The organism is Pedobacter sp. Hv1 (genome assembly GCF_001412215.1).
Taxonomy (GTDB): Bacteria; Bacteroidota; Bacteroidia; order Sphingobacteriales; family Sphingobacteriaceae; genus Pedobacter.
Genome location: NZ_LLWP01000002.1, coordinates 328102 through 350605, shown reverse-complemented (window position 1 = coordinate 350605; position 22504 = coordinate 328102). Strand labels below are relative to the sequence as shown.

At 36.8% G+C, this 22504-nt stretch carries 22 protein-coding genes; 10 read left to right on the top strand and 12 right to left on the bottom strand.

From position 1 onward, the window contains the following. Positions 1 to 219 precede the first annotated feature (219 nt). The gene (locus AQF98_RS05810; RefSeq protein ID WP_055130975.1) at positions 220 to 1590 is read left to right on the top strand and encodes a dipeptidase; all 1371 of its coding nucleotides are present in this window, start codon (positions 220 to 222) and stop codon (positions 1588 to 1590) included. A 101-nt stretch (positions 1591 to 1691) separates the two neighbouring features. Next, a complete protein-coding gene (locus AQF98_RS05805) occupies positions 1692 to 2522 on the top strand; it encodes a glycoside hydrolase family 25 protein (RefSeq protein WP_055130974.1) in 831 nt (276 codons plus the stop codon). 56 nt (positions 2523 to 2578) lie between these two features. Here the strand turns inward: AQF98_RS05805 and AQF98_RS05800 are convergent, their stop codons facing one another. Together AQF98_RS05800 and AQF98_RS05795 are read right to left on the bottom strand one after the other, a co-directional pair. Continuing rightward, entirely contained in the window at positions 2579 to 3178 is a 600-nt protein-coding gene (locus AQF98_RS05800; RefSeq protein WP_152969645.1) for a GIN domain-containing protein, read from the bottom strand. Positions 3179 to 3378: 200 nt separating this feature from the next. Then, a complete protein-coding gene (locus AQF98_RS05795) occupies positions 3379 to 4479 on the bottom strand; it encodes a mandelate racemase/muconate lactonizing enzyme family protein (RefSeq protein ID WP_055130972.1) in 1101 nt (366 codons plus the stop codon). Positions 4480 to 4623: 144 nt separating this feature from the next. On the opposite strand from AQF98_RS05795, the gene AQF98_RS05790 reads away from it, so the two are divergent. After that, a complete protein-coding gene (locus AQF98_RS05790; protein ID WP_055130971.1) occupies positions 4624 to 6636 on the top strand; it encodes a thioredoxin domain-containing protein in 2013 nt (670 codons plus the stop codon). Positions 6637 to 6646: 10 nt separating this feature from the next. Then, the gene (locus tag AQF98_RS05785) at positions 6647 to 7153 is read left to right on the top strand and encodes a peptidylprolyl isomerase (RefSeq protein ID WP_055130970.1); all 507 of its coding nucleotides are present in this window, start codon (positions 6647 to 6649) and stop codon (positions 7151 to 7153) included. A gap of 246 nt (positions 7154 to 7399) precedes the next feature. On the opposite strand, the gene AQF98_RS05780 is transcribed toward AQF98_RS05785, so the two are convergent. The 6 genes from AQF98_RS05780 to AQF98_RS05760 form a co-directional block, all read right to left on the bottom strand. After that, the gene (locus AQF98_RS05780; protein ID WP_055130969.1) at positions 7400 to 7831 is read right to left on the bottom strand and encodes a Fur family transcriptional regulator; all 432 of its coding nucleotides are present in this window, start codon (positions 7829 to 7831) and stop codon (positions 7400 to 7402) included. Next, positions 7832 to 8275: a hypothetical protein gene (locus tag AQF98_RS05775; RefSeq protein WP_055130968.1), complete on the bottom strand. Its 444-nt coding sequence runs from the start codon at positions 8273 to 8275 to the stop codon at positions 7832 to 7834. It lies immediately after the preceding gene. A gap of 120 nt (positions 8276 to 8395) precedes the next feature. Continuing rightward, positions 8396 to 9613: an FtsX-like permease family protein gene (locus AQF98_RS05770; protein ID WP_055130967.1), complete on the bottom strand. Its 1218-nt coding sequence runs from the start codon at positions 9611 to 9613 to the stop codon at positions 8396 to 8398. Beyond that, positions 9610 to 10242, bottom strand: coding sequence for an ABC transporter ATP-binding protein (locus tag AQF98_RS05765; RefSeq protein WP_055130966.1), 633 nt, complete (start codon positions 10240 to 10242; stop codon positions 9610 to 9612). The genes AQF98_RS05770 and AQF98_RS05765 overlap by 4 nt, the downstream gene beginning before the upstream one ends. Positions 10243 to 10245: 3 nt before the next feature. Further along, positions 10246 to 10374, bottom strand: a complete 129-nt coding sequence (locus tag AQF98_RS22325) for a hypothetical protein (protein ID WP_255352918.1) — start codon at positions 10372 to 10374, stop codon at positions 10246 to 10248. Positions 10375 to 10455: 81 nt separating this feature from the next. Then, positions 10456 to 10845 (bottom strand): MerC domain-containing protein, encoded by a 390-nt coding sequence (locus tag AQF98_RS05760; RefSeq protein ID WP_055130965.1) that lies wholly within the window; start codon positions 10843 to 10845, stop codon positions 10456 to 10458. A 70-nt stretch (positions 10846 to 10915) separates the two neighbouring features. On the opposite strand from AQF98_RS05760, the gene AQF98_RS05755 reads away from it, so the two are divergent. Further along, the gene (locus tag AQF98_RS05755) at positions 10916 to 12115 is read left to right on the top strand and encodes a GTP-binding protein (protein ID WP_055130964.1); all 1200 of its coding nucleotides are present in this window, start codon (positions 10916 to 10918) and stop codon (positions 12113 to 12115) included. A gap of 143 nt (positions 12116 to 12258) precedes the next feature. On the opposite strand, the gene AQF98_RS05750 is transcribed toward AQF98_RS05755, so the two are convergent. Further along, positions 12259 to 12921: a hypothetical protein gene (locus AQF98_RS05750; protein WP_152969644.1), complete on the bottom strand. Its 663-nt coding sequence runs from the start codon at positions 12919 to 12921 to the stop codon at positions 12259 to 12261. A 157-nt stretch (positions 12922 to 13078) separates the two neighbouring features. Between AQF98_RS05750 and AQF98_RS05745 the strand changes: the two genes are divergently transcribed. Further along, entirely contained in the window at positions 13079 to 13315 is a 237-nt protein-coding gene (locus tag AQF98_RS05745; RefSeq protein ID WP_055130962.1) for a hypothetical protein, read from the top strand. 37 nt (positions 13316 to 13352) lie between these two features. On the opposite strand, the gene AQF98_RS05740 is transcribed toward AQF98_RS05745, so the two are convergent. Further along, the gene (locus AQF98_RS05740) at positions 13353 to 14975 is read right to left on the bottom strand and encodes an ABC-F family ATP-binding cassette domain-containing protein (RefSeq protein WP_055130961.1); all 1623 of its coding nucleotides are present in this window, start codon (positions 14973 to 14975) and stop codon (positions 13353 to 13355) included. 416 nt (positions 14976 to 15391) lie between these two features. Here AQF98_RS05740 and AQF98_RS05735 point away from each other — a divergent pair, with 416 nt between their 5' ends. The 3 genes from AQF98_RS05735 (at position 15392) to AQF98_RS05725 (ending at position 17320) form a co-directional block, all read left to right on the top strand. Further along, complete coding sequence (locus AQF98_RS05735) at positions 15392 to 15952, top strand: hypothetical protein (protein ID WP_055130960.1); 561 nt, start codon at positions 15392 to 15394, stop codon at positions 15950 to 15952. A gap of 190 nt (positions 15953 to 16142) precedes the next feature. After that, positions 16143 to 16721: a nitroreductase gene (locus AQF98_RS05730; protein ID WP_055131087.1), complete on the top strand. Its 579-nt coding sequence runs from the start codon at positions 16143 to 16145 to the stop codon at positions 16719 to 16721. 146 nt (positions 16722 to 16867) lie between these two features. After that, entirely contained in the window at positions 16868 to 17320 is a 453-nt protein-coding gene (locus AQF98_RS05725) for a hypothetical protein (RefSeq protein WP_055130959.1), read from the top strand. Positions 17321 to 17386: 66 nt separating this feature from the next. Here the strand turns inward: AQF98_RS05725 and AQF98_RS05720 are convergent, their stop codons facing one another. Together AQF98_RS05720 and AQF98_RS05715 are read right to left on the bottom strand one after the other, a co-directional pair. Beyond that, positions 17387 to 18244, bottom strand: coding sequence for a polysaccharide deacetylase family protein (locus AQF98_RS05720; RefSeq protein WP_055130958.1), 858 nt, complete (start codon positions 18242 to 18244; stop codon positions 17387 to 17389). Between the two features lie 20 nt (positions 18245 to 18264). Continuing rightward, positions 18265 to 19146 (bottom strand): polysaccharide deacetylase family protein, encoded by an 882-nt coding sequence (locus tag AQF98_RS05715; RefSeq protein WP_055130957.1) that lies wholly within the window; start codon positions 19144 to 19146, stop codon positions 18265 to 18267. 747 nt (positions 19147 to 19893) lie between these two features. On the opposite strand from AQF98_RS05715, the gene AQF98_RS05710 reads away from it, so the two are divergent. Next, positions 19894 to 22398 carry a DPP IV N-terminal domain-containing protein gene (locus AQF98_RS05710; RefSeq protein ID WP_055130956.1) on the top strand — a complete coding sequence of 835 codons (2505 nt, stop codon included), beginning with the start codon at positions 19894 to 19896 and terminating at the stop codon, positions 22396 to 22398. Positions 22399 to 22504: the final 106 nt, after the last annotated feature.

Genomic DNA, 22504 nt, shown 5'->3' with positions numbered 1-22504 from the left:
AAATAAAATAGCAAAGCATAGCGCTAAAGCACGAAATCTCATCCCCTTAATAATAATTATAGCGCAAAACGTGGTTATTAAAATACAAATATATAAATATTAATATAGCTAGTATGGGCTTGATTTAGATTTAGTTAATCTAAATGAATTAATTATTGATTCAATTGTTTTGTTAATGCTTTTGGCGAAAAACCTATATTTGTTCAAAATATAAATGTTATGCAAGAAATCAAGAAATATGTTGAAGACAATAAGCAACGCTTTTTAGATGAGTTGTTTGAATTGTTACGTTTTCCATCGGTTAGTGCCGATCCAAAATACAAAGGAGATGTGTTAAAAACAGCTGATTTTGTAGCCCAAAAGCTAATAGAAGCAGGTGCCGACAAAGTTGAAATCTGTGAAACAGCAGGATATCCGATCGTTTATGGAGAAAAAATTGTAGATGCAAGCTTGCCAACCGTTTTAATTTACGGACACTACGATGTACAACCACCAGATCCACTTGAATTATGGAAAACTCCACCTTTCGAACCAACAGTTCGCGATGGTAAAATATATGCCCGTGGCGCTTGCGATGACAAAGGTCAGTTTTATATGCATGTAAAAGCATTTGAGTTGATGATGAAAACCAACACCTTGGCTTGCAATGTTAAATTCATGATTGAGGGTGAAGAAGAAGTAGGTTCTGCTAACCTTGGTATTTTTGTGAAAGCCAATGCCGAAAGATTAAAAGCTGATGTGGTTTTAATTTCTGATACGTCTATGATCAGTATGGAAAACCCATCTATAGAAACTGGTTTACGTGGCTTGGCTTATATGGAAGTTGAAGTAGTAGGGCCAAACCGCGATCTGCACTCTGGTGTATATGGTGGCGCAGTAGCCAACCCTGCAACTATTTTATGTAAAATGATTGCATCGCTTCACGATGAAAACAACCATATTACTATTCCGGCATTTTACGATAAAGTTGTTGAGTTGACTGAGGAAGAGAAAAAGGCATTAAATTCGGCTCCTTTTGATTTAACAGAATATAAAGAAGATCTTGAAATTAAAGCAGACTGGGGAGAAAAAGGATACAGCACATTAGAACGTACTGGTACAAGACCAACCCTAGAAGTGAACGGAATTTGGAGCGGTTACATTGGCGAAGGTGCAAAAACTGTATTGCCAAGTAAAGCTAATGCTAAAATATCAATGCGTTTAGTGCCAAACCAAAGCTCTGAAGAAATTTCTGAAATTTTTACCAAACACTTCGAAAGCATTGCTCCAGACTACGTAAAAGTAAAAGTTACTCCACACCATGGTGGCGAGCCTGTGGTAACCCCAACAGATAGTGTGGCTTATCGTGCAGCAGAAAAAGCAATTGAAGATAGCTTTGGGAAAAAACCAATTCCAACACGTGGTGGAGGTAGTATTCCAATTGTAGCGCTGTTTGAAGATGTTTTAGGCATTAAATCTGTGCTATTCGGTTTTGGATTAGATAGTGATGCTTTGCACTCGCCAAATGAAAAATACGATATTTATAATTATTACAAAGGCATCGAAACTTTGCCATTGTTCCATAAATATTATGCTGAATTAAGCAAATAGGTAATTTACATCCTTTCGAACAAATTTAATGAAGAGAGAAATCTGCCCAATAGATTTCTCTCTTCGTTTGAAAGGACATTTTTATTGGGTATTTTTAGCAAATGCCACCTAGGAAAAGAAAACCTTCCACTAAAAAGACCAAAGGTCTGTCTACCACACTTAAGTTTGCAATAGTTGGTGTGCTGTTGGTGCTTTTATCGCCATTTTATTATGGTTATGTGTTAAAAGTAGCTTCTGCTGCTTGGTTTTGGTTGCGCCATCCAAACGAAGATCGAAACTATAGAACCTATGAAAGTTTCAATATCAAAATTCCTAAAAAGTATACCATTCATGGCATTGATGTTTCCTATTATCAAGGTAAAATAGACTGGCAAAAGGTAAAAGCCATGAAAGAAGATAACGTAGCGGTTACTTTTGCATTTATCAAAGCCACAGAGGGGTTGTTAAATGTTGATCCGTATTTTCAACGCAATTGGCGTGAGGCTCCAAAAGCGGGATTAAAAGTAGGAGCATACCATTTTTTTAGGCCCAAACGATCGGGATTATGGCAAGCTAACTTTTTCTTGCAAACGGTAAACATCGAAAAGGGAGATTTGCCTCCGGTAGTTGATATCGAAAGTTTAGATGGTGTATCGCCTGCTCAAATGAGAAAAGAATTGAATGCCTTTATTATTCAGATTGAAGTGAAAACAAAAGTGAGACCCATTATTTATTCGGGTTTAAAATTTTACCAAGATCATTTAATGGGATATTATGACAGTTACCCTTTTTGGGTGGCACATTACCATCAACCTAAGTTAAAAATACCAAGTAGTGCCTGGAGGTTTTGGCAACATTCTGATAAGGCCCGTATCAATGGAATTAATCATGTGGTAGATTTCAATGCATTTAATGGCGATAGTTTACAGTTCAGTCAATTATTGGTGCAATAAAAAAAGCCTACCGAATGAACAGTAGGCTTCTTATTTGTTTAATCTAACCTGTAATTTTAATCGTTCAATGCAGCATATTCTGGCATACTGATAGATTTTTTCTCAGTTTTTACAGCACTAAATTTCTCCATGGTAATTTTTGATAAGGCGTCCATTGCAACTACATGGTCATTTGTAGAACCTTGTAATTTTAATTCTGAAGCACCAATAAGAGAAGTGTATAAGCCTAAAGTTGTAGAATTGATATCTGCTTTTGCGTTATCTTTTAAGAATACTTGAAGATAATCTAATTTCAAGGCCTCTTTTGTGTGTACTACAGCATTACCTGAAGCATCAACTCTATAAATTTCGTCTACATATACTGTAATTTTCGCAGTTTCATCACTTTTTTTCGTATCTACAAATAATGAATTGCCAACTTGTTTAACTTGTACATAAGCATCATTTTCATTTTTAAACAAAACCTTTGAGCTAGGAGCTTGAACTAAGGTCACTTCTACATTTCCTTTAACAATTACTTTTTTAATTGCAGTAACATCTACAGCACTTGCCGAAATAGTTTTTAAAGGCGCTGGGCTGTAAGCGTAAACTGTTGATGTTGAAACTACTACAGTCATTAAAGCTGCAGCGACTAGTGATTTGATTGAAGTTTTCATAACCATAATATTATTTGTGTGGATTTGTAGATAAGACGCCCTTATTTAAATAAAGTTGCACCAAATCTTCTTTTTTATACTAAAATATTATAATCATCGACGAACAGCCTTTTATCATAGACGAAAATAAATTGATAAAAAATGAAAACTTACGATTGTTAAAATACCAACCTGAATATGTTAAGTTATAGTTATGATTTTTAGGCAATTACCCATTTTTCGCAATCAGCTAAGAACGCCGGATCCGCATCTGCACCAATACCAATACCATCGGGTACACTTAAGAAATAACCATCGTAAGTTAAACCACCAATTACAGGGTCAACCAAATGTCCTAATAAACAAGTGTCCAGATCAAAAAATACCACATTGGCGCTGGCCAAGGCAAAATGTAAATTAGCTGTTAGAGCAATCCTGCTTTCTAACATGCTGCCAATCATGCATTTTACACCATGTTGTAGTGCTTCTTCATGAATTTTTTGGGCTTCTAAAATGCCTCCAGATTTAGCGAATTTAATATTCAGATATTCACAAGCCTTGTTATTGATCAATCTTCTGGCATCATGATGGTGGTAACAACTTTCGTCGGCCATGATTTTAATTTTAGAATTTAAGGCCAATTCAGGTAATTGATCATCAAACCAGGTACGCATGGGTTGTTCGCAAAACTCTATATTTTGGCGCTCTAATTCTCCAAGCGCAAAAAGGGCATCATCAAAACTCCAACCCTGATTGGCGTCTAATCGCAAGATCATCTCATCACCTACAGCAGCCCTGATCTGTTTTACCCTTTCAATATCTTCATGCACTTTTTTCCCTAATTTGATCTTAATGATCCTGCATCCATTTTTTTGATGTTTAAGTGCAGTTAAGGCCATGCCCTCTGGGGTATCAATGCCAATGGTCATATCGCTTTCAATAGTACGTTTGTGCCCACCCAAAAACTGGTACAATGGTAATTTGGCATTTTTTGCAGCAATGTCAAACAAAGCCATATCAAAAGCACTTTTAATGGTTGCATTGTGGTCTGCATAGGCCAGCAGATCCTGCATGCGCTCAGGAATTTCCAAAGGATTTTTCCCCTTCCAGATCTGTGCGAAATCTTTGGCCATAGCCAAACAGGTTTCTTGCGTTTCGCCAACAATCATCGGAAAGGCAGAACACTCGCCAATACCATAAATACCCGCATCGGTATAAATTTTAACCAATACATTTTGAGCAAAATGCATGGTGCCCGTAGCAATTACAAAAGGTTCCATCGGAATGCTAAAGCGGTATATTTCGGTATGGGTAATTTTCATTTTTTGATAGGAAAAAAAAGTTATGAGATTTGAAAGCTAAGGTAAAAAAACAAAAATTAATCTAAGATGGCAATTAGATAATTAATAGATTTACGTCTTAAATGTGACGATCGTCTCAAATCTAGTGTCTCACATCTCAGATCTATGAACAAAGAACCAAACAATCTCATCCATGCTTCTTCACCTTATTTGTTGCAACATGCATATAACCCAGTGCAATGGCACGAGTGGGGCCCAGCAGCCTTGGCCTTAGCTAAAGCAGAAAATAAACTTATTTTAGTTAGTATTGGTTATTCTGCCTGCCATTGGTGCCATGTAATGGAGCACGAAAGTTTCGAAAACTTTGAAGTGGCCGAGGTAATGAACAAAAATTTTGTGTGTATTAAGGTGGACCGTGAAGAACGACCAGATATTGATCAGATTTATATGTTGGCTGTACAACTGATGAATGGAAATGGAGGCTGGCCTTTAAATGCCATCTGTTTACCAGACCAAAAACCAGTTTATGGGGGTACTTATTTCAGAAAAGACGATTGGGTTAATATTTTGCTCAATGTGGCAGATCTCTGGAAAAATGAGCCAGAAAAAGCTAGGAACTATGCAGAGCGTTTAAGCGAAGGGATACAACAGGCAGAAAAAATTATTCCATCAACAACGGAAATTACGTTTGATCAGGCACATTTAACTGAAATTGTTGAGCCTTGGAAACGTCATTTCGACATTACCGAAGGGGGATACAATCGCTCACCAAAATTTCCATTGCCCAATAACTGGAGTTTTTTATTGCGCTATAGTTTTCTTACCCCAGACGAAGCTTCTTTTACAGCGGTGTGTACTACTTTAGAAGCGATGGCCATGGGAGGGATTTATGATCAGGTAGGGGGAGGTTTTGCCCGTTACTCAGTTGACGACAAATGGCATGTACCCCATTTTGAGAAAATGTTGTATGACAATGCCCAACTGATTGACCTCTATGCAGAAGCCTATCAATGCCTGAAATTTGAACCTTTTAAACCAATAATTGAAGAAACCATTGCTTGGGTTTTTAGAGAGATGACTGCCGATAATGGACTTTTTTATGCCGCTTTAGATGCAGATAGTGAAGGTGTTGAAGGTAAATTCTATGTCTGGGATCAAGCTGCCTTTAATGAAGTTTTAGGTGCTGATGCTGTTTTAATGGGCGATTATTTTAATGTAACTGCAGCAGGCAATTGGGAGGAAGAGGAAACCAATATTTTAAGAAGAACAATCCAGGATGAAGATTTTATAGTTAAACATGCAATTGACGAAGAAACACTTCATCAAAAAGTGAGCTTGGCTAAAGAAAAATTATTAACAGCAAGAAGTACACGAATTAGACCAGGCTTAGACGATAAATGTTTAACCGCTTGGAATGCGATGATGATCAAAGCTTTGACAAATACCGCACAAGTATTGGATAACCCATCTTATTACCAAAGCGCCAAAAAAGCAGCTGAGTTTATCTTAAACAATTTGATTGCTATTGATGGCGGTTTATACCGTAATTATAAAAACGGCAAGGCCAATATTCAGGGTTTTTTAGACGATTATGCTTTTATGATCGATGCGCTGATTGCGCTTTACGAAACAGATTTTGATGAAAAGTGGTTAACTGAAGCTAAAAAATTAAGCAATTATGTATTGGCTAACTTTAAAGATGTCGAAAACGAGATGTTCTTTTATACGGCTAGCAACGGCGAAGAACTAATTGCCCGTAAACATGAGGTGATGGACAATGTAATTGCTGCTTCAAATTCTGTAATGGCGCAAAATCTTCAAAAGTTAGGACTCTTTTATGATGATGAAAATTATAGCGAAAAGGCGTCGGCTATGTTAAAATCTGTATTGCCACGGATTAAAGCTTATGGCTCTGCCTATTCAAATTGGTGTATCCAATTACTGAATGAGGTATATGGCATAAATGAGATTGCAGTAGTTGGAAATGATATTGAAACCACTAAAAAAGAGCTCAATAAGTTCTATATTCCGAACAAAATTACATTGGGCGGAACAAAAAGTGAACTCCCTTTGTTAAAAGATAAGGAAAGCGAAGAAACAAAGATTTATATTTGCCGAAATAAAACTTGTCAGCTGCCAGTAGGTACGGTTGCCGAGGCAGTGAAATTATTAAATTAAACCATTAAGAATGAATATTAATTCGAACACAGTAGTGTCTATAACTTATGAACTACACACTACTACTCCAGAAGGTCAGCAAGTTTTTGTTGAAAAAGCAAATGAAGAACAACCATTAGTGTTCTTATTTGGCGTAGGTATGATGTTACCTAAATTTGAAGAACATTTACAAGGCCTACAAGCTGGTGATGAGTACAGCTTTGAGCTTTCTCCGGCAGATGGTTACGGTGAAATTGATGCAACTGCACACGTTGATCTACCTATCGACATGTTTAAAGAAGCTGGTGGCGAATTGCCACAAGTTGGAGATGTTATTCCTTTGCAAGACAACCAAGGTAACCAATTCCGTGCTGGTGTAACTGGTGTTCACGAAGCGCATATTTCAGTTGATTTAAACCACCCAATGGCTGGTAAAAACTTAATCTTTGCTGGTAAAGTATTAACTGTACGTGAAGCTACTGCAGACGAATTAAGTCATGGCCATGCACATGGTGCTGACGGTCATTCAGGTCACTAATCATATCAAATGACATAAAAAATCCCGATAGCTTTTAAAGTTATCGGGATTTTATTTTATGGAGTACAAAGTATCAAGTACTAAGATAAAAGACAGTATAAGGTTAGTTTTTAGTCTTCTATCTTTGCGCTTTAAGCTTTGTTGCTCATAATCTAAGGTCTCATATCTCGGCTCTGAAATCTCACATCTGTATTCCTTTTACCATCTTGATACTTGATACTCAAATCTTGATACTATTTCTTCTCTTTAGTCTTTGTTTTTGCTACACTTTTCGCAAATTCCGTAGGCAATGAGGTTTAATGATTGCGTTTCAAATCCTTTTGGAATATCAATTGGTGGTACTTTTATACTTAAGCAATAGATTTTGCTACAATTGGTACAGTTAAAATGCACATGCTCATCATGGTGGTGGTGGGCCGTACAAGCAGAAGAACAAATGGCATAATTTGCCGTTCCGTTAAGGTCGATGATCCGGTGAAGGATCCCATTATCTTCGTAAGTATTTAAAATACGGTACAAAGTTACCCTGTCAATCTCTTTGCCTAGCTTTTTTTCGAGTTCAGGTTGAGAAATTGCAGCAGAATCTGCTGCTATTTCCTCCAAAACACGAACCCTTTGCTTGGTGTTTTTGAGTTGATGCTGTTTTAAAATTTCAATTGGATCTGCGGTTAATATCATTTATAGGGCCTTTCCAGCAGTTAAACTAATCGGTGGATTGTCCATCGCATTAGCAGTGCTTAATTTTAATGTTCCTTTGATTTTTACAGTCTGATAAGTGAATTTGATAGGTTCTACCAATTCTACCAAAACCATAATTGGAACGCCATTTTTACCACAAAAAAAACATTGATTAATAGGTAGGGTAGAAAGCATAAACTTGGTTTGTTTCATGCCATCTTTAATTGGAACGATATAACCTTCTAATTCAAATGGCTTATTGGCATGTTTTTTAATCTCATTGCTAAAAATAGCATACATTTCAGTGTCTTTAACAGTCTTAAAGTCTACACTACCAATTACATCCCAGTTTTCTGAAATGATTTGATCGTTAGGATCATGTTGCGCTTTGGCCGAGAAACCAAAACCTGCAAGAATTAAAAGGATAAAGCTTAATTTTTTCATCAGTGTTAAATTTGAATTTTTTCCGGTTGTTTAGTGTTTGATCTGTATTCAAGAGCTGGTTAAAGCTCGGTGTAAAGGTTAGGGATGAGGTGTATATTCATCCTTAATTTCATCATTATATTAGTTTTTAGCAAGTATTTTCGAAATATTAGAACGATAAGCTTGTAATGCTGGAATAATAGAAGCAAATATACCAATACCTAAACCAGCAAGCAAGAGGTAAGTTTCTGCTGGAATAAAAATAAGCCCAGTTAATTTAGCCTGACTGCTTTCTTGATAATGTCCAATCAACTGTAAAGCCAAATGCCCTAAACCAACACCAATAAGCGTACCAACTATGGTTAATACCAAGCCCTCTAAGATAACGATCATAAACAATTTGGTTCTTGATGCGCCGAGGGTTCTCATAATGGCCAAATCGTAATTGCGCTCTTTTAAAGAGTTGTACAGGTTTACAAACACACTGATAGCTGCAATGAGCATAATCAGCACAGCAAACCACTGCAGCGTATCAACTCCTACACCAATTAAAGAAAACAACCTTGTACTTTCCATTGCTGGAGAGGCCGATTGTAAACTGGTCATTTGGTTTACCATTCTAGGGAACATGGCAACAGACATGGGCGAACGGTATTGAATTAGTAAAGAAGTAATCTCTCTGTTGCTGATTTCGGTACTCTCATGGTGTTCTTCGTGTGCTTCGCCCGGTTTGTGTTCATCTTCAGGTTCATGCATTTTCCAAACACTAGCCACATTGGTTAAAATGAGATTGTCGGTAACGTTGCCTTGCGGGGCTAAAATACCTACAACTTTATAAGCATGTGCTTTGTGCACATCAGAATTATTGGTTAAACCATGTGCGCCAAAAAAGGTATCGCCTACTTTTAATTTTTGTTCTTTGGCAACTGTAGTACCAATGGTGGCCTCTAGATCTGCCGACCAAAACTTACCACTTTGCACTTTTAAGCCATAAAGGCTGATGTAATTGCTATCTGTCCCAACAATACGAACGCCATTGTAATTATCGCCCAAGGCTAGGGGAGTTGCTCTTTTTACAAAAGGATTATGAGATAGCTCGTTCGCTTCTTTTAAAGGAATATTTCCGGTAGGGAAATCGATATAATAGATACTGCTCAATATCAATTGTAAAGGGCTCCCTTTTGCCCCAACTACCAGGTCAATATCTTTCGAATTGTTGTTGAGCTTATCTTCTATTTGTGTAGATGCCAACAATAAAATAGTAAGGATGCCGGTTCCGAATGCAATCAACATGATGTTTAAACCAGATGATAAAGGTTTGGAGATTAAACTCTTCCAGCTAATTTTTAATGGACTCATGCTAAATCGTAAGTATGGGTAAATGCATCTTTAACTCTTTTATCGTGGGTAGCCACAACCAATGTAGCTTGGTTTAAACCCGATTGTTGCATCAATAATTGCAAAACTGCTGCAGCATTTTTATCATCTAAGCTTGAAGTAGGCTCATCAGCAATTAATAAGGCTGGTTTATTGATTACAGCTCTGGCAATAGAAACACGTTGCAATTGTCCCTGGCTTAATTCTTTTGGATAAGCATTCTTTTTATGGATGATATCCAGAGATTTCAATACCTCATCAATCCGCTCATGGTTTTCTGGAAGCTGCGCAAAACTTTGTGCCAACAACAGGTTTTCGGCTATGGTTAAGCTTTTGATCAGATGTGGTCTTTGAAAAATGATACCAATATTTCTGCTCCTAAATTGGTCTAGTTTTTTTGAAGATAACTGATAGATCGATGTGTCGCTGATCTTCACTTCGCCTTGTTTAGGTTTTAAAATGCCAGTTAAAATATGCAATAGGGTTGTTTTTCCACTTCCAGATTCGCCTAGGAGTAACCATTGCTCGCCATCGTTAATTTGCCAGTCTTTAAAACTGAGCTGTTGTGTGGCGTTTTGATAACTATGTGCTACAGATTGAATTGAAATCATTTTTTATTTTTTGATGTGACTTTTCAGGTACTTCATGTAAATTTCCTTGGCATTGGGCTTGGCATGTTTGCAGCCATTATTTAAAGTGCAGATACAAATCAAGGCACTTAGCATTACTAATTTCTTTCTCATAATTAGGTGTTACAAATTTAGGATATGCAATTGAATTGCATTAAATTTAGTGTAAAGGATTTGCTACTCCATTGTATTTTCTTATTTGGCAGCATGATTGTGGTTGCAAGATTTCATCAGACTCCAATTTGCAATATGGGCCAATGCCAATACCACTCCTCCAATCGGAATTAAAAAACTTTCTAGGTGCCCTAACCAAAAATGGCCTATCGCAATAATTGCGAAACCACTTAAAAGCAAAATTATAGGCAGCAGGTTTTTGTGTTTAGGATAAGATCTACTTAAAGAGTAACAGCCCAAAAAGATAGAAATGCAGATCATGGTAATTTCTACCCAAATATTTGCTAAAAACTCAAGGCCCAACAAGGGCAGTGAAGTAATGATTAATGGCAATGCAGCACAATGAACGGCACAAGCAAAGGCCGCAGTAATGCCCAATCGATCTATTTGAGAATGTGATAAATTTTTCATGTCGCAAATATAAATGCAATTTAGTTGCATTTGAAATTTAATTGACATATTATTGCAACATAATTGCATTATGAAAGATAAATTATTACCTGTAACCGTGCTTAGTGGTTTTTTAGGAAGTGGAAAAACGACCCTACTCAACCATGTGCTGCACAATAAAAAAGGGTTAAAAGTAGCGGTGATTGTAAACGACATGAGCGAAATTAACATTGATGCCCAAACCATTCATCAGGGCAACACGCTATCTCGTACCGAAGAGCAGTTGGTAGAAATGAGCAATGGTTGCATTTGTTGTACCTTAAGAGGAGACCTACTGGTAGAAGTAGAAAAACTAGCTACAAAAGGGCAATTTGATTACCTGTTGATAGAAAGTACGGGGATAAGCGAGCCATTGCCTATAGCACAGACTTTTTCTTATGCAGATGAAGAGTTAGGAATAGATTTAAGTCAATTTAGTAGATTAGATACTCTGGTTACAGTAGTAGACTGTGCTAATTTTATTATGGACTTTAGTACCATTGAACTTTTAACAGACCGGAATTGGACGGAAGATGAAACAGACAGGAGAACCATTGTGAACCTGTTAACAGATCAGATCGAATTTGCCAATGTTATCCTAATTAATAAAGTAGATCTGGTAGATAGAAATGTAGTAGAGTTAATCAAAGCTTTAATTGGTAAACTTAATCCATCGGCAAAAGTAATAGAGACGGTGAATAGTGAAGTAGAACTGGCTGAAATTTTAAATACCAAATTATTTGATTTTGAAACTTCTGCCCAGGGTGCAGGTTGGATCAAAGAACTAGAAAATGCACATGTGCCAGAAACTGATCAATATGGGATTTCAAGTTTTGTTTTTAGGTCTTCCAAACCATTTCATCCACAACGTTTTTGGGATTTTCTCCATGTAGATTTCCCGAACAATATTTTACGGAGCAAAGGCTTGTGCTGGATTGCCGCATTGCCAGATCATGCCCTTAATTTTTCGCAGGTAGGAGGGTCGTTAAAGATGGAAAGCGCTGGGGTATGGTGGGCAAGTATGGATTTAACGGCACGTTTAAAATATGCCGATTTTGTTGAAAACAGGGCCGAAATCAGTTCGCGGTGGGACGAAATTTTTGGCGACCGACTGAACGAGCTGGTTTTTATTGGGCAAGACCTAGAAATAGAAAGTTTGCTAGAAGAATTGGAAAGCTGTCTTTTAACAGCAACAGAGCTACAAATGTATCATCAAGGCTTGCAATTGGCTAACCCATTTCAAAAAATATAAGGCTTATAAAATATTTTAAATGCAATTATGTTGCATTTGATAAAATGTTTAATTATATTTGATCTTCATTATTTAGTTAAGTTAAGTACCACAGCACTTGTAGCAGTTTTTCATCAGGATTGCTACGGTGCTGTTTGGCGTTATTACCTATCTATAGTAAGTTTTGTTTCAAAGATTAGGGTGCTCCCCACATTGCGCCCATTTAATCTTGCTGCTGTAAACTCAAGATCTTCTGGGTTTAATTTTTTCAGGTCAACTTCCTGCAGTTTATTGAAGTTGTTATTGCCAACCCTAATTTGGTATTTAACAAGCTTGCCATTGCTATCGATATTGAAGATAAAGGATAGCAAATATTCTCCCACTTTGTTTTGTAACTCGTATGGCATGGAATATTTCTTTAATAGGTACATCAATGCATAATTGGTGCCGCCAATTTTGGCAGGATAAACTACCCTGTCGCCTTCTTTTAAACTATCAATTTCAAACCTGATCTTCTCGTGAGGCTGATTATATTCCATTCTTTTGATACTGTAATTGTAGATCTGCTCTAAAGTATCGCCCTCCTTAAAGAATTGCCATCTGTCTATACGCTCTCCATCTTTATATAAACCTTTGGCTACAATCTTCTTTCCGTTCTCTATGCGTGCTTCGCCATTCTTTATACCTTTTTTTGATTTGAGTTCTGTAGAATGTTCTACAAAACCACCACGAATTAACCGATAATGGGTTTGGGTAGAATCACTTTTTTGGGCATTAGCACTTAAACCACATAAAATGGATATGCATAAAGTTAAGATGGTTTTCATAAGGTTTTTTTTATAGGTTTTGTACCTACAATAATATGTAAAAGTTGGCATTAGCTGGTTGCGATATTGAATATAATGAGTAGGGGAAGAAGGAAAGTAAAATAGCGGTGTTGTCCATATTTTTTTATTAAATTAGCTTAATACCTTTCTTCATAAAATGACATTTTTACTTACCATATTCTTCTGCCTATTAATTTTGTTGATACTCCTTAAAGTATATAGAGATTTCTACTACATTACAAAAAAACGAAAATTCAATAAAGCTGTAGATGCAAAGCAATGGTTGATTGGACGCAGATATCTTCCAAAATGGTTCAATTGGCCTGTAAAAGAATACAAAGTTGAAGAATACGATTATAAAATCTTAAAGAATAAAGAGGAAGAAGTTCAATAAAAAACCCTTTTAGTTTTTGCTAAAAGGGTTTCTTTTTTTATTTATACATTTCTGCTCGAAGCTTGGCTACATCTTCACTGTTGATGTATTCATCATAGGTCATCAACTTATCAATAACCCCTTTAGGTGTAATTTCTATTACCCTGTTGGCTACCGTTTCAGTTAAAGCATGATCTCGTGAAGTAAATAGAATTGCGCCTTTAAAATCTTTCAACCCGTTGTTTAATGCAGTAATCGATTCCAAGTCCAAGTGATTGGTTGGCTCATCAAATAACAACATATTAGCTTGTTGCAACATCATTCTAGAGAACATGCAACGCATTTTTTCACCTCCAGAAAGTACTTTCACATTTTTAAGTACTTCTTCTCCAGAGAAAAGCATCCTACCTAAAAAGCTTCTTACAAATTGCTCATCGGCATCAGTACCAGAATACTCACGTAACCAATCTACTAGGTTTTCATCTTTGCCAGCAAAGTATTTAGAGTTATCGTTAGGTAAGTCTGCAATGCTAATGGTTACACCAAACTTAAATTCGCCTGTGTAATCTGTATCGTTACCACTTAAAACATCGTAAAAAGCAGAAGTAGCTAAACTGTTTTGCGAGAGTACGGCAATTTTATCTCCTTTGTTTACCATGAAGCTAATGTCTTTGAACATTACTTCGCCATTGGCAGTTTTAGAGAGTTTTTCTACCTGTAAAATCTGGTCACCTGCCTCACGTCCTAAGTTGTTGAACATAATGGCGGGATACTTACGGCTCGAAGCCTTAATTTCAGAGATATCGATTTTATCTAAGGCTTTTTTACGTGAAGTTGCTTGTTTAGATTTTGATGCATTTGCACTAAACCTTCTGATAAATTCTTGAAGCTCTTTTACTTTCTCTTCTAGTTTTTTGTTCTGGTCGCTACGTTGTTTCAATGCCAACTGACTAGATTCGTACCAGAAGGTATAGTTACCAGTATAGATGTTCATTTTACTGAAATCGATATCCACAATGTGTGTACATACCGCATCTAAAAAGTGCCTATCGTGACTTACTACCAATACAATGTTCTGGTAATCGGCCAAAAAGTTCTCTAACCAAGCAATGGTATCAATGTCCAAATCGTTGGTAGGCTCATCCAGTAATAAGATATCAGGATTACCAAATAAAGCTTGTGCCAATAACACTCGTACTTTTTGGTTACCGTCTATTTCTTTTAGTAATTTATAGTGTAGGTCTTCTTTAATGCCTAAGTTGCTCAACATGGTAGCTGCATTGCTTTCCATGTTCCAGCCATCCATTTCTGCAAAAAGGTTTTCCAACTCGCCCGCACGTTCGCCATCTTTTTCAGAGAAATCCTCTTTCATATAAATGGCATCTTTTTCTTTCATAATGTCGTACAATTCCTTGTGACCCATCATTACAGTTTCAATTACCGAAAATTCGTCAAATTCATAGTGGTTCTGTTTTAAAACTGCCATGCGTTCGCCCGGTGTAAATGCCACAGAACCGCTGGTCTGCGAAACATCGCCCGATAAAATTTTAAGGAAAGTAGATTTACCTGCACCATTGGCACCAATTACACCATAACAATTGCCATGTGTAAATTTAAGGTTAACCTCTTCAAAAAGAGTACGTTTGCCGTAACGCAGGGATAGATTAGAAACTGAAATCATATTGCTGAAAAATAAAGTGCAAAGGTAGTTAAAAAGGTTGAGGGTTAAAAGGAAGAAGGAAAAAGGTTTTTGAAAAACAAAGACAGTTTCTTTCAGTCAAAAATCTATTTTGGGCTTAATAATTTTAATCTTAGATCAATAAACGAATGTCAGTAGTTCTTGGCCTAACCCATCCTGCTTTCCGCTTTAATCGCCTACGGCTTCATGCTCGCTGCAATCAGGTTTATTGAACAACGGTGTTGCTACAATGTGGTTAAGCCAGGTAGTTATGTCGTTAAAATAATTGACCACATAGGCAGATAGATCACATAGATGGGCTTTATACACTATGTGTCCTACGTTTCTATGTGGTTAAGTTCTCTGAAAGCTTAGTTTTAATATTTTATCACCTAAATGAAATTGATTATTTTTAGCCAATGGAAAAGGAAATGCTACTTGCGGCCATTCAAACTACTTTAACCAAAACAAAGGTTACACAGTTAACCAATATTGCTGCAACGCAAGATTTCTCTATTAAAGAATTAATCGACCTGACTTTTAATACCGATGAAAAGATTGCTTTTAGAGCTGGTTGGATTTTAGAGAATATTTACATTCAGCACCTTCATCGGTTTTTACCTTATGCTACCTATTTTCTAGATCGGTTTACAGCGCAAAATAACCTTTCGTGTTGTAGGCATTACAGCAAAATATTGGCCTTAATGACCGATAAAAAAGCACCAATAGCGATTAAAAATGTGATTTCAGAATACGAAACTGCCGAGCTTGTAGAGACGGTATTTGGCTGGTTAATTGACGAAAAGATACCAGTCGCTATTAAATCACACGGTTTAAATATATTAGCCAATCTCAATGCCAAACACAATTGGATTAAGGACGAACTGCTACAAACCATGGATTTTCTGGTAGATAAAGAAAGCATAGGTTTCTATTCTAAAGTAAAAAAGATCAGAAAACAGTTGGCGGCTTTCAGTTAGTAGTTGACAGTTTTTAGTTAACAATTTTCGGTTAACAGTTTATACAGCGTAAATCCAAACTAATGACCAATGAACTAATGAACCAACATTTTAACAATACCTAGCCATTAAAAAGTAAAATAATGTATTTAATGGTATTTTGGTTTCTGCCAAAGGCTTGGGTCTTTTAACTTTTAGCTATTTTTACAGCATGAGTACACCTATTGAGATACTAACAAAAATTATACAAGAGAGAAGGAGCATTTTTCCTGCTAGCTATATCCAAAAAGAAATTCCTACAGCGGTAATTGAGCAGATCTTAACCAGTGCCAATTATGCACCAACACATAAATTAACACAACCTTGGCGTTTTGTAGTGATCAGAAAAGAAGCTAAAACAAGGTTGGGTCAAACGTTGGGCCAGTTGTATACAGAACATGTTTCTGCCGAAAAATTTATGCAGAAGAAGTTTGACAGTTTTACTCAGAAAACAGCTCAGGCAGATTGTATTTTGGCTGTTAACATTCAGTTCCATCCTGATAAAGTACCCAATTGGGAAGAAATTGCTGCGGTAGCTTGTGCGGTACAAAATATGGCACTAACAGCCGAAGCCCTTAATGTAGGTGCCTACTGGAGTTCTCCGCCTTTAATTGATCATTTAGATGATTTTTTGGGCCTTGCCGAAAATGAAAAATGTTTTGGACTGTTTTATATGGGCTACCACAACGACGAACCTAGACCAGCCAATAGAACGCCTATTGCCGATAAAGTGAAGTGGTTGGAGTACTAGTTTGCCACACTAAACTAGGTTGATACTTCATGTAGCAAAATAGCTTTGGGTTGTTAATTAAAAGTTAAATAATTGAAAAATTAACCCTGAGATGTTTAGTATTGCTATTTAAATTTTAATATATTTAGTTGATTAACCAGACATCTATGCAAGAAATAAAATCATCTTTATATCAACTTTGTTTAAATTTTATTGAGGAGCGGATCAAAACTGCTGAAACTGCTTTGCAACAAGCCCGTGAGGCGAGTAACGACGATACCAAGAGCAGCGCAGGCGATAAGTACGAAACTAGCAGGGAAATGATGCAGCAGGATATTGATAGAAATAAACGCCTATTGATAGATGCCGAAGAGAACCAAAAAGTATTGACCTCTTTAAAAGATGCCCCTTTTTCTGAATCGGCCAGAAATGGAAGTTTAGTGTATACCGATCAAGGTACCTTCTATTTAAGCATTAGCGCAGGCCAATTGCACTTGGGTAAAGATACTGTGTTTGCCATTTCTGCAGTTTCGCCAATTGGTAAACTGTTGTTGGGTAAACAAAAAGGAAACCAGTTTGATTTTAATGGTAAAAAATACCAGATCAAAGAAGTGGCTTAAGCTGAAAGACTAAAGTTGAAAATGAAAAACGGAATGTCTTAGTACTTAATATTTGATACTCACTTCTCAATTGCTGCTAAAACTTTTCTTAATACTGTGCATCAGGTTTTTGGCTGTATAAGTGCCCGGATCTATAATGCGGCGAATGGTGTATAATGGATAATTCTCATCTCTTTTAGTTGAGAGGATAAATGCAGCCTTAAAACCATGCTCCTTTAGTTTGTGTAGTTCTGATGCCTTAGAAACGCCATATGGGTAAGCAAAGTATTCGACCTTTTTACCAGTTATTTCTTCTAGCAATTTGGTTGGCTTATCAATTTGTGTGGTCCAATCCTCAGCCGTAAATTGTGCAAAGTTTTTATGGTCGTAAGTATGGCTGGCAATTACATTACCTTCATCCGAAAGCTGTTTAATCTGTGCTTTGTTCATGTAGGCAATTCTTCCTTTTTTACCAATCGCAACCGTCATGATAAAATACACAGCCTTAAAACCATGTGCTTTTAGCGTAGGGGCAGCAACAGTAAATTGGTCAAGATCTGTATCGTCAAAAGTAAACATGATCGGTTTTTTAGGTAATGTCTTACCATAAACCAAATAATCATACAATTGATCGGGTAAAATAGAAGTGTACCCACTATCTGCCAGCATCTTTACGTGCGCTTTGAAATTTGCTGGCGAGATGATATCATCATGTGCCCTTTTTGAATCACTAGCCAGTGCCTCCCTAATCTGATGATAACAGAGTACCGGAACCTGCTTTCTGGCCAATATCGTTTTGGCATCGGCAGGTTTGGTTTTGTTTACCGTATCTGCTGGGGCACTTTTTGCAGTTGAGCTATTGTTTGGCTGCTCTTTCACTGCAGAAGAACTACAGGCACATAATGCAAAAGAAATGAGCAGTGCAAATGACAATTTCAGTTTCATAAGGTACAGGCAAGAAGAAATTAAAAACTGTTTTTAATGCTATTGCTTAATGTTTTTGGACTCCAATACCCACTCGCAATAATTCTTCTAATGGTAAATAAAGGGTCTTTTTCGTCACGTTTGGTAGACAATTGGTAGGCCATTCTGAAACCACGTTTTTTCAGTTCTGGGATACCTTCAGCATTCCATAAACCAAAAGGATAAGCAAATTCGGTCATTTTTTTACCAGTAATCTCTTCTAATCTTTTGGTTGGTTTATCTAATTGCTCTTCCCAGTCCTTGCCAGCATATTTCTTAAAGTTTTTGTGGTCGTAAGTATGGCTACCAATCACATTTCCTTCATCAGAAAGTTGTTTAATCTGATCTGAAGACATGTAATCTACAAATTTTCCTTTTTTACCAATAGATACCGTCATGATAAAATATACAGCCTTGTAACCGTATTTTTTTAAGGTTGGGTTAACTACTGTAAACTGATCTAGGTCAGTATCATCAAAAGTTAACATAATAGGCTTTGATGGTAGTTTAGCACCAGTATTCAAATAAGCATACAATTGGTCTGGCAAAATGGTATGGTAACCACTATCGGCCAACATTTTAATTTGGTCTTTAAAATTCTGAATTTCTACAATATAGTCTTTGCCCACTTTACCATCTGTAGATTTCCAGTTGCGTACCTGGTGGTAACATAAAATAGGCACCTGTTTACGGTCTAGAATAGTTTTGGCATCGGCAACTTTAATTCCGCTAACATCTACTTTTTGGGCAGGTGTTTCGGTGTTTTCGGCAACTTTACCAGTACTGTCGGTAGTAGTTGCAGCTGTGGTAGACTGCGATTTAGATTGACAACCAGCTACCAAAATTAAGCCAGCTGCTATAAGGGATAGAAAATTCTTCTTCATGATATGATATTTAGTACAAAACTATAAAAAGAGCATAGATATATGTGATAATTTTTAATTTGTTGATAAAATTAGCGCAGTTTAATAGGTGTTGAGATTCAAGATCTTGAGAAATGCATGATATCGTTTTTATTAGAAAAGCAGTACCCCATTGTTCATTAAACCTGATTGGAGCGAACACGAAGCCGTAGGCGAAGTAAAGCGAAAAGCAGGACTGCTTTAGCCAAGAACTACTCCCATCCATTTCCTAATTTATTAACTCAACTACCATTAATATATAGGTTTTTATGATTCTTTATTTCTGGAAAGCAATACCTGTCGTTCTTCGGTTCTGGTAGCCCCGCTGTACGCTTTACTGCGTGCCGCTTCCATCGGGTTTAGTATACATAAGACAATGGTCCTTTTGAACATTTTCATCCTAGCAGCAGTGCCATTGTCAATTAAACCTGATTGGAGCGAACACGGAGCCGAAGGAACGTAGGCGAAGTAAAGCGAAAAGCAGGGTGGGTTTGGCCAATAGTTACTGGCTTTCGTTTTCTAATTGAATAGCTAAAACATTACCAAAGGAAAATGGATATTTCTAGAGATTTGGAAAGCAATAATGATTATTAAAAAATAGGTTTTTAGATTGTTAAAAGCATAAAGTTAAAGCACAAAATTTCCTATCTTTTTTATTACAATCAAATCGGTTATTAACACCACATTTTAAATAAATTAGCAGCTTTATTAACCATTCAAAAATTATCAATGAAGAAACTTTACATGCTATTATTTTTTGTTTCGTTAATTGGTTTTAATGCCTTGGCACAAACTAAAACCATTTCCTTAACCGAAACAACGCAAGCTCCCGAAAAGGCAAATTACCAGGCTGCAGCCCGCTTTTCGCCAAGCAAGCTTAGAAAAATTATTTACTCTACTGCCGTAGATCCACATTGGTTGAAATTAACCAATAGATTTTGGTACCAGTATGAAACCCCAAGTGGTAAACAATGGTACATTGTAGATCCTGTGCTAAAAAGTAAAAAAACACTTTTTGACCCTGAGAAATTAGCTGCAGAAATTACATTGGTTATTCGCGATCCTTTTGATGCGCAACATTTGCCAATTGAAAACCTAAAGTTTGCGAAAGATGAGAAAAGCATCAATTTCGAAATTAGAAGTACAATTGAAGAAGTTAAAAAAGACAGAAAAGACAAAAAAGCTGCAGATTCAATGCAGAAAAAGATTTTCTTCTTTAACTACGAACTGGCTTCAAATAAATTAACTGAAGTAAAAAACTACGACAAACCTAAAGCCAAACCATCTTGGGGTTCTGTTGCACCAGATTCGTCTGCAGTGATTTTTTCTCGTAACTATAACCTGTATTGGATGGATAAAGCCAATTACCTAAAAGCGGTTAAAAATGATGAAGACAGTACCATTGTAGAACACCAGTTAACCAAAGATGGTGTGAAATTCTATTCGTACGGTAGCGATGGCGATGGTGAAAACAATGAAGACAATATCAAGAACAATAAAAAAAGAAGAGGTGCTTATGTGTTATGGTCGCCAGATTCTAAATATTTTGTGTTAGATAGAACAGATTCTCGTAAAGTAAAAGACCTATGGGTAATTAACAGTGTAAGTGCTGGCAGACCAACCTTAGAGACTTATAAATATCAGATGCCGGGCGAAAAAGAATCGCCAATTGACGAATTTGTATTGTTCAACTTTGCTGCAAAAACCTATAAAACCATTAATACTACTGCATTTAAAGACCAAAGTATTTCTACTTGGGGCAAAGAATCGTTGGTTAAGGATAGGGATAATGAGTTTAGACCATCAATCTGGTTGGGCGATAACGAGAAGTTCTATTTTGCACGTACCAGTAGAGATTTAAAACGTATTGATATCTGTACCATCAATATCCAAACTGGTGTAGTAACCCAATTAATTGATGAGCGTTTCAATACGTATGTTGAGGTTCAACGTCCGGGATTGATCAATGGAGGTAAAGAAATGATCCATTGGAGCGAACGTGATGGCTGGGGCCATTTTTATCTATTTGACGGAAATGGAAAGTTGAAAAATCAAATCACTTCTGGTGCATTCCACTGCGAAGGGATTGTAAATATCGATCAGAAAAACCGTGTGCTTTATTTTACGGCCAATGGTAGAGAAGCAAAAGAAGATCCTTACTATTTACACCTTTACCGTATCAATTTTGATGGTACAGGCATGAAATTATTGAACAGTGGAGACTTTGACCATGCGGTTAACATGAATGATGAGTCTCAATTTGTAATTGATAATTTTTCGAGAGTAAATACCGTACCTAAAGCCGTATTGTTAGACAATGCTGGTAACAAGGTAATGGATTTAGAAACTGCAGATCTATCATTGTTAATGGCTACAGGTTACAAATTCCCAGAGCCATTTAAAGTAAAAGCAGACGATGGTATTACCGATATTTATGGGGTAATGTATAAGCCGTTTAACTTCGATCCGAACAAAAAATATCCAATTATTGAGTATGTATATCCAGGGCCACAAACAGAAGCGGTAAACAAGGCTTTTGGAAGAAGCATGGATAGAATGGACCGTTTAGCACAATTGGGATATATTGTAATTACGGTTGGTAACAGAGGTGGGCACCCAGCTCGTTCTAAATGGTACCATACTTATGGTTACGGTAACCTACGTGATTATGGTTTGGCTGATAAAAAAGCTGCCATTGAGCAATTAGCTGATAAATATTCATTTATTGATGCCAATAGAGTAGGGATTACTGGCCACTCTGGTGGTGGTTTCATGTCTACTGCTGCTTTATTGGTTTATCCAGAATTCTTTAAAGTTGCGGTATCTGCAGCTGGTAACCACGACAATAGCATTTACAACCGTTGGTGGAGTGAAAAACACCACGGGGTTAAAGAAATCGTTTCGGCCAAAGGCGATACTACTTTTAAATATACGATTGATAAAAACCCTGATCTGGCTAAAAACTTAAAAGGGCACTTATTGTTAATGCATGGCGATATTGATAACAACGTAAATCCTGCCAACTCAATTAGAGTAGCCAATGCTTTGATTAAAGCTGGAAAAAGATTTGATTATATGATTGTTCCAGGTCAGCGCCATGGTTTTGGCGATATGACAGAATACATGTTCTGGCGTTTGGCAGATTATTTTAACAATTACCTATTAGGAGATTTCTCGGGATCATCACAGGTAAATATTGTTGAAATGGATAGAGAAGTTGAACGAAAACAATAATGATAAGATTGGCCTGAGCTTATATGTCATCCTGAGCTTGTCGAAGGATAAATTTAGGAACTAGGTTATCACGCATTAAAGGCTCCCAAAAGGGAGCCTTTTTTGT

Bases quoted from the DNA above. Each gene is read 5' to 3' on its own strand.
- AQF98_RS05735 (WP_055130960.1), top strand. From the start codon at position 15,392: ATGGAAAAGGAAATGCTACTTGCGGCCATTCAAACTACTTTAACCAAA.
- AQF98_RS22325 (WP_255352918.1), bottom strand. From the start codon at position 10,374: ATGAGAAAGAAATTAGTAATGCTAAGTGCCTTGATTTGTATCTGCACT.
- AQF98_RS05730 (WP_055131087.1), top strand. From the start codon at position 16,143: ATGAGTACACCTATTGAGATACTAACAAAAATTATACAAGAGAGAAGG.
- AQF98_RS05740 (WP_055130961.1), bottom strand. From the start codon at position 14,975: ATGATTTCAGTTTCTAATCTATCCCTGCGTTACGGCAAACGTACTCTT.
- AQF98_RS05710 (WP_055130956.1), top strand. From the start codon at position 19,894: ATGAAGAAACTTTACATGCTATTATTTTTTGTTTCGTTAATTGGTTTT.
- AQF98_RS05790 (WP_055130971.1), top strand. From the start codon at position 4,624: ATGAACAAAGAACCAAACAATCTCATCCATGCTTCTTCACCTTATTTG.
- AQF98_RS05760 (WP_055130965.1), bottom strand. From the start codon at position 10,845: ATGAAAAATTTATCACATTCTCAAATAGATCGATTGGGCATTACTGCG.
- AQF98_RS05805 (WP_055130974.1), top strand. From the start codon at position 1,692: ATGCCACCTAGGAAAAGAAAACCTTCCACTAAAAAGACCAAAGGTCTG.
- AQF98_RS05765 (WP_055130966.1), bottom strand. From the start codon at position 10,242: ATGATTTCAATTCAATCTGTAGCACATAGTTATCAAAACGCCACACAA.
- AQF98_RS05780 (WP_055130969.1), bottom strand. From the start codon at position 7,831: ATGATATTAACCGCAGATCCAATTGAAATTTTAAAACAGCATCAACTC.
- AQF98_RS05720 (WP_055130958.1), bottom strand. From the start codon at position 18,244: ATGAAACTGAAATTGTCATTTGCACTGCTCATTTCTTTTGCATTATGT.
- AQF98_RS05715 (WP_055130957.1), bottom strand. From the start codon at position 19,146: ATGAAGAAGAATTTTCTATCCCTTATAGCAGCTGGCTTAATTTTGGTA.
- AQF98_RS05775 (WP_055130968.1), bottom strand. From the start codon at position 8,275: ATGAAAAAATTAAGCTTTATCCTTTTAATTCTTGCAGGTTTTGGTTTC.
- AQF98_RS05800 (WP_152969645.1), bottom strand. From the start codon at position 3,178: ATGAAAACTTCAATCAAATCACTAGTCGCTGCAGCTTTAATGACTGTA.
- AQF98_RS05750 (WP_152969644.1), bottom strand. From the start codon at position 12,921: ATGAAAACCATCTTAACTTTATGCATATCCATTTTATGTGGTTTAAGT.
- AQF98_RS05795 (WP_055130972.1), bottom strand. From the start codon at position 4,479: ATGAAAATTACCCATACCGAAATATACCGCTTTAGCATTCCGATGGAA.
- AQF98_RS05755 (WP_055130964.1), top strand. From the start codon at position 10,916: ATGAAAGATAAATTATTACCTGTAACCGTGCTTAGTGGTTTTTTAGGA.
- AQF98_RS05745 (WP_055130962.1), top strand. From the start codon at position 13,079: ATGACATTTTTACTTACCATATTCTTCTGCCTATTAATTTTGTTGATA.
- AQF98_RS05785 (WP_055130970.1), top strand. From the start codon at position 6,647: ATGAATATTAATTCGAACACAGTAGTGTCTATAACTTATGAACTACAC.
- AQF98_RS05770 (WP_055130967.1), bottom strand. From the start codon at position 9,613: ATGAGTCCATTAAAAATTAGCTGGAAGAGTTTAATCTCCAAACCTTTA.
- AQF98_RS05725 (WP_055130959.1), top strand. From the start codon at position 16,868: ATGCAAGAAATAAAATCATCTTTATATCAACTTTGTTTAAATTTTATT.
- AQF98_RS05810 (WP_055130975.1), top strand. From the start codon at position 220: ATGCAAGAAATCAAGAAATATGTTGAAGACAATAAGCAACGCTTTTTA.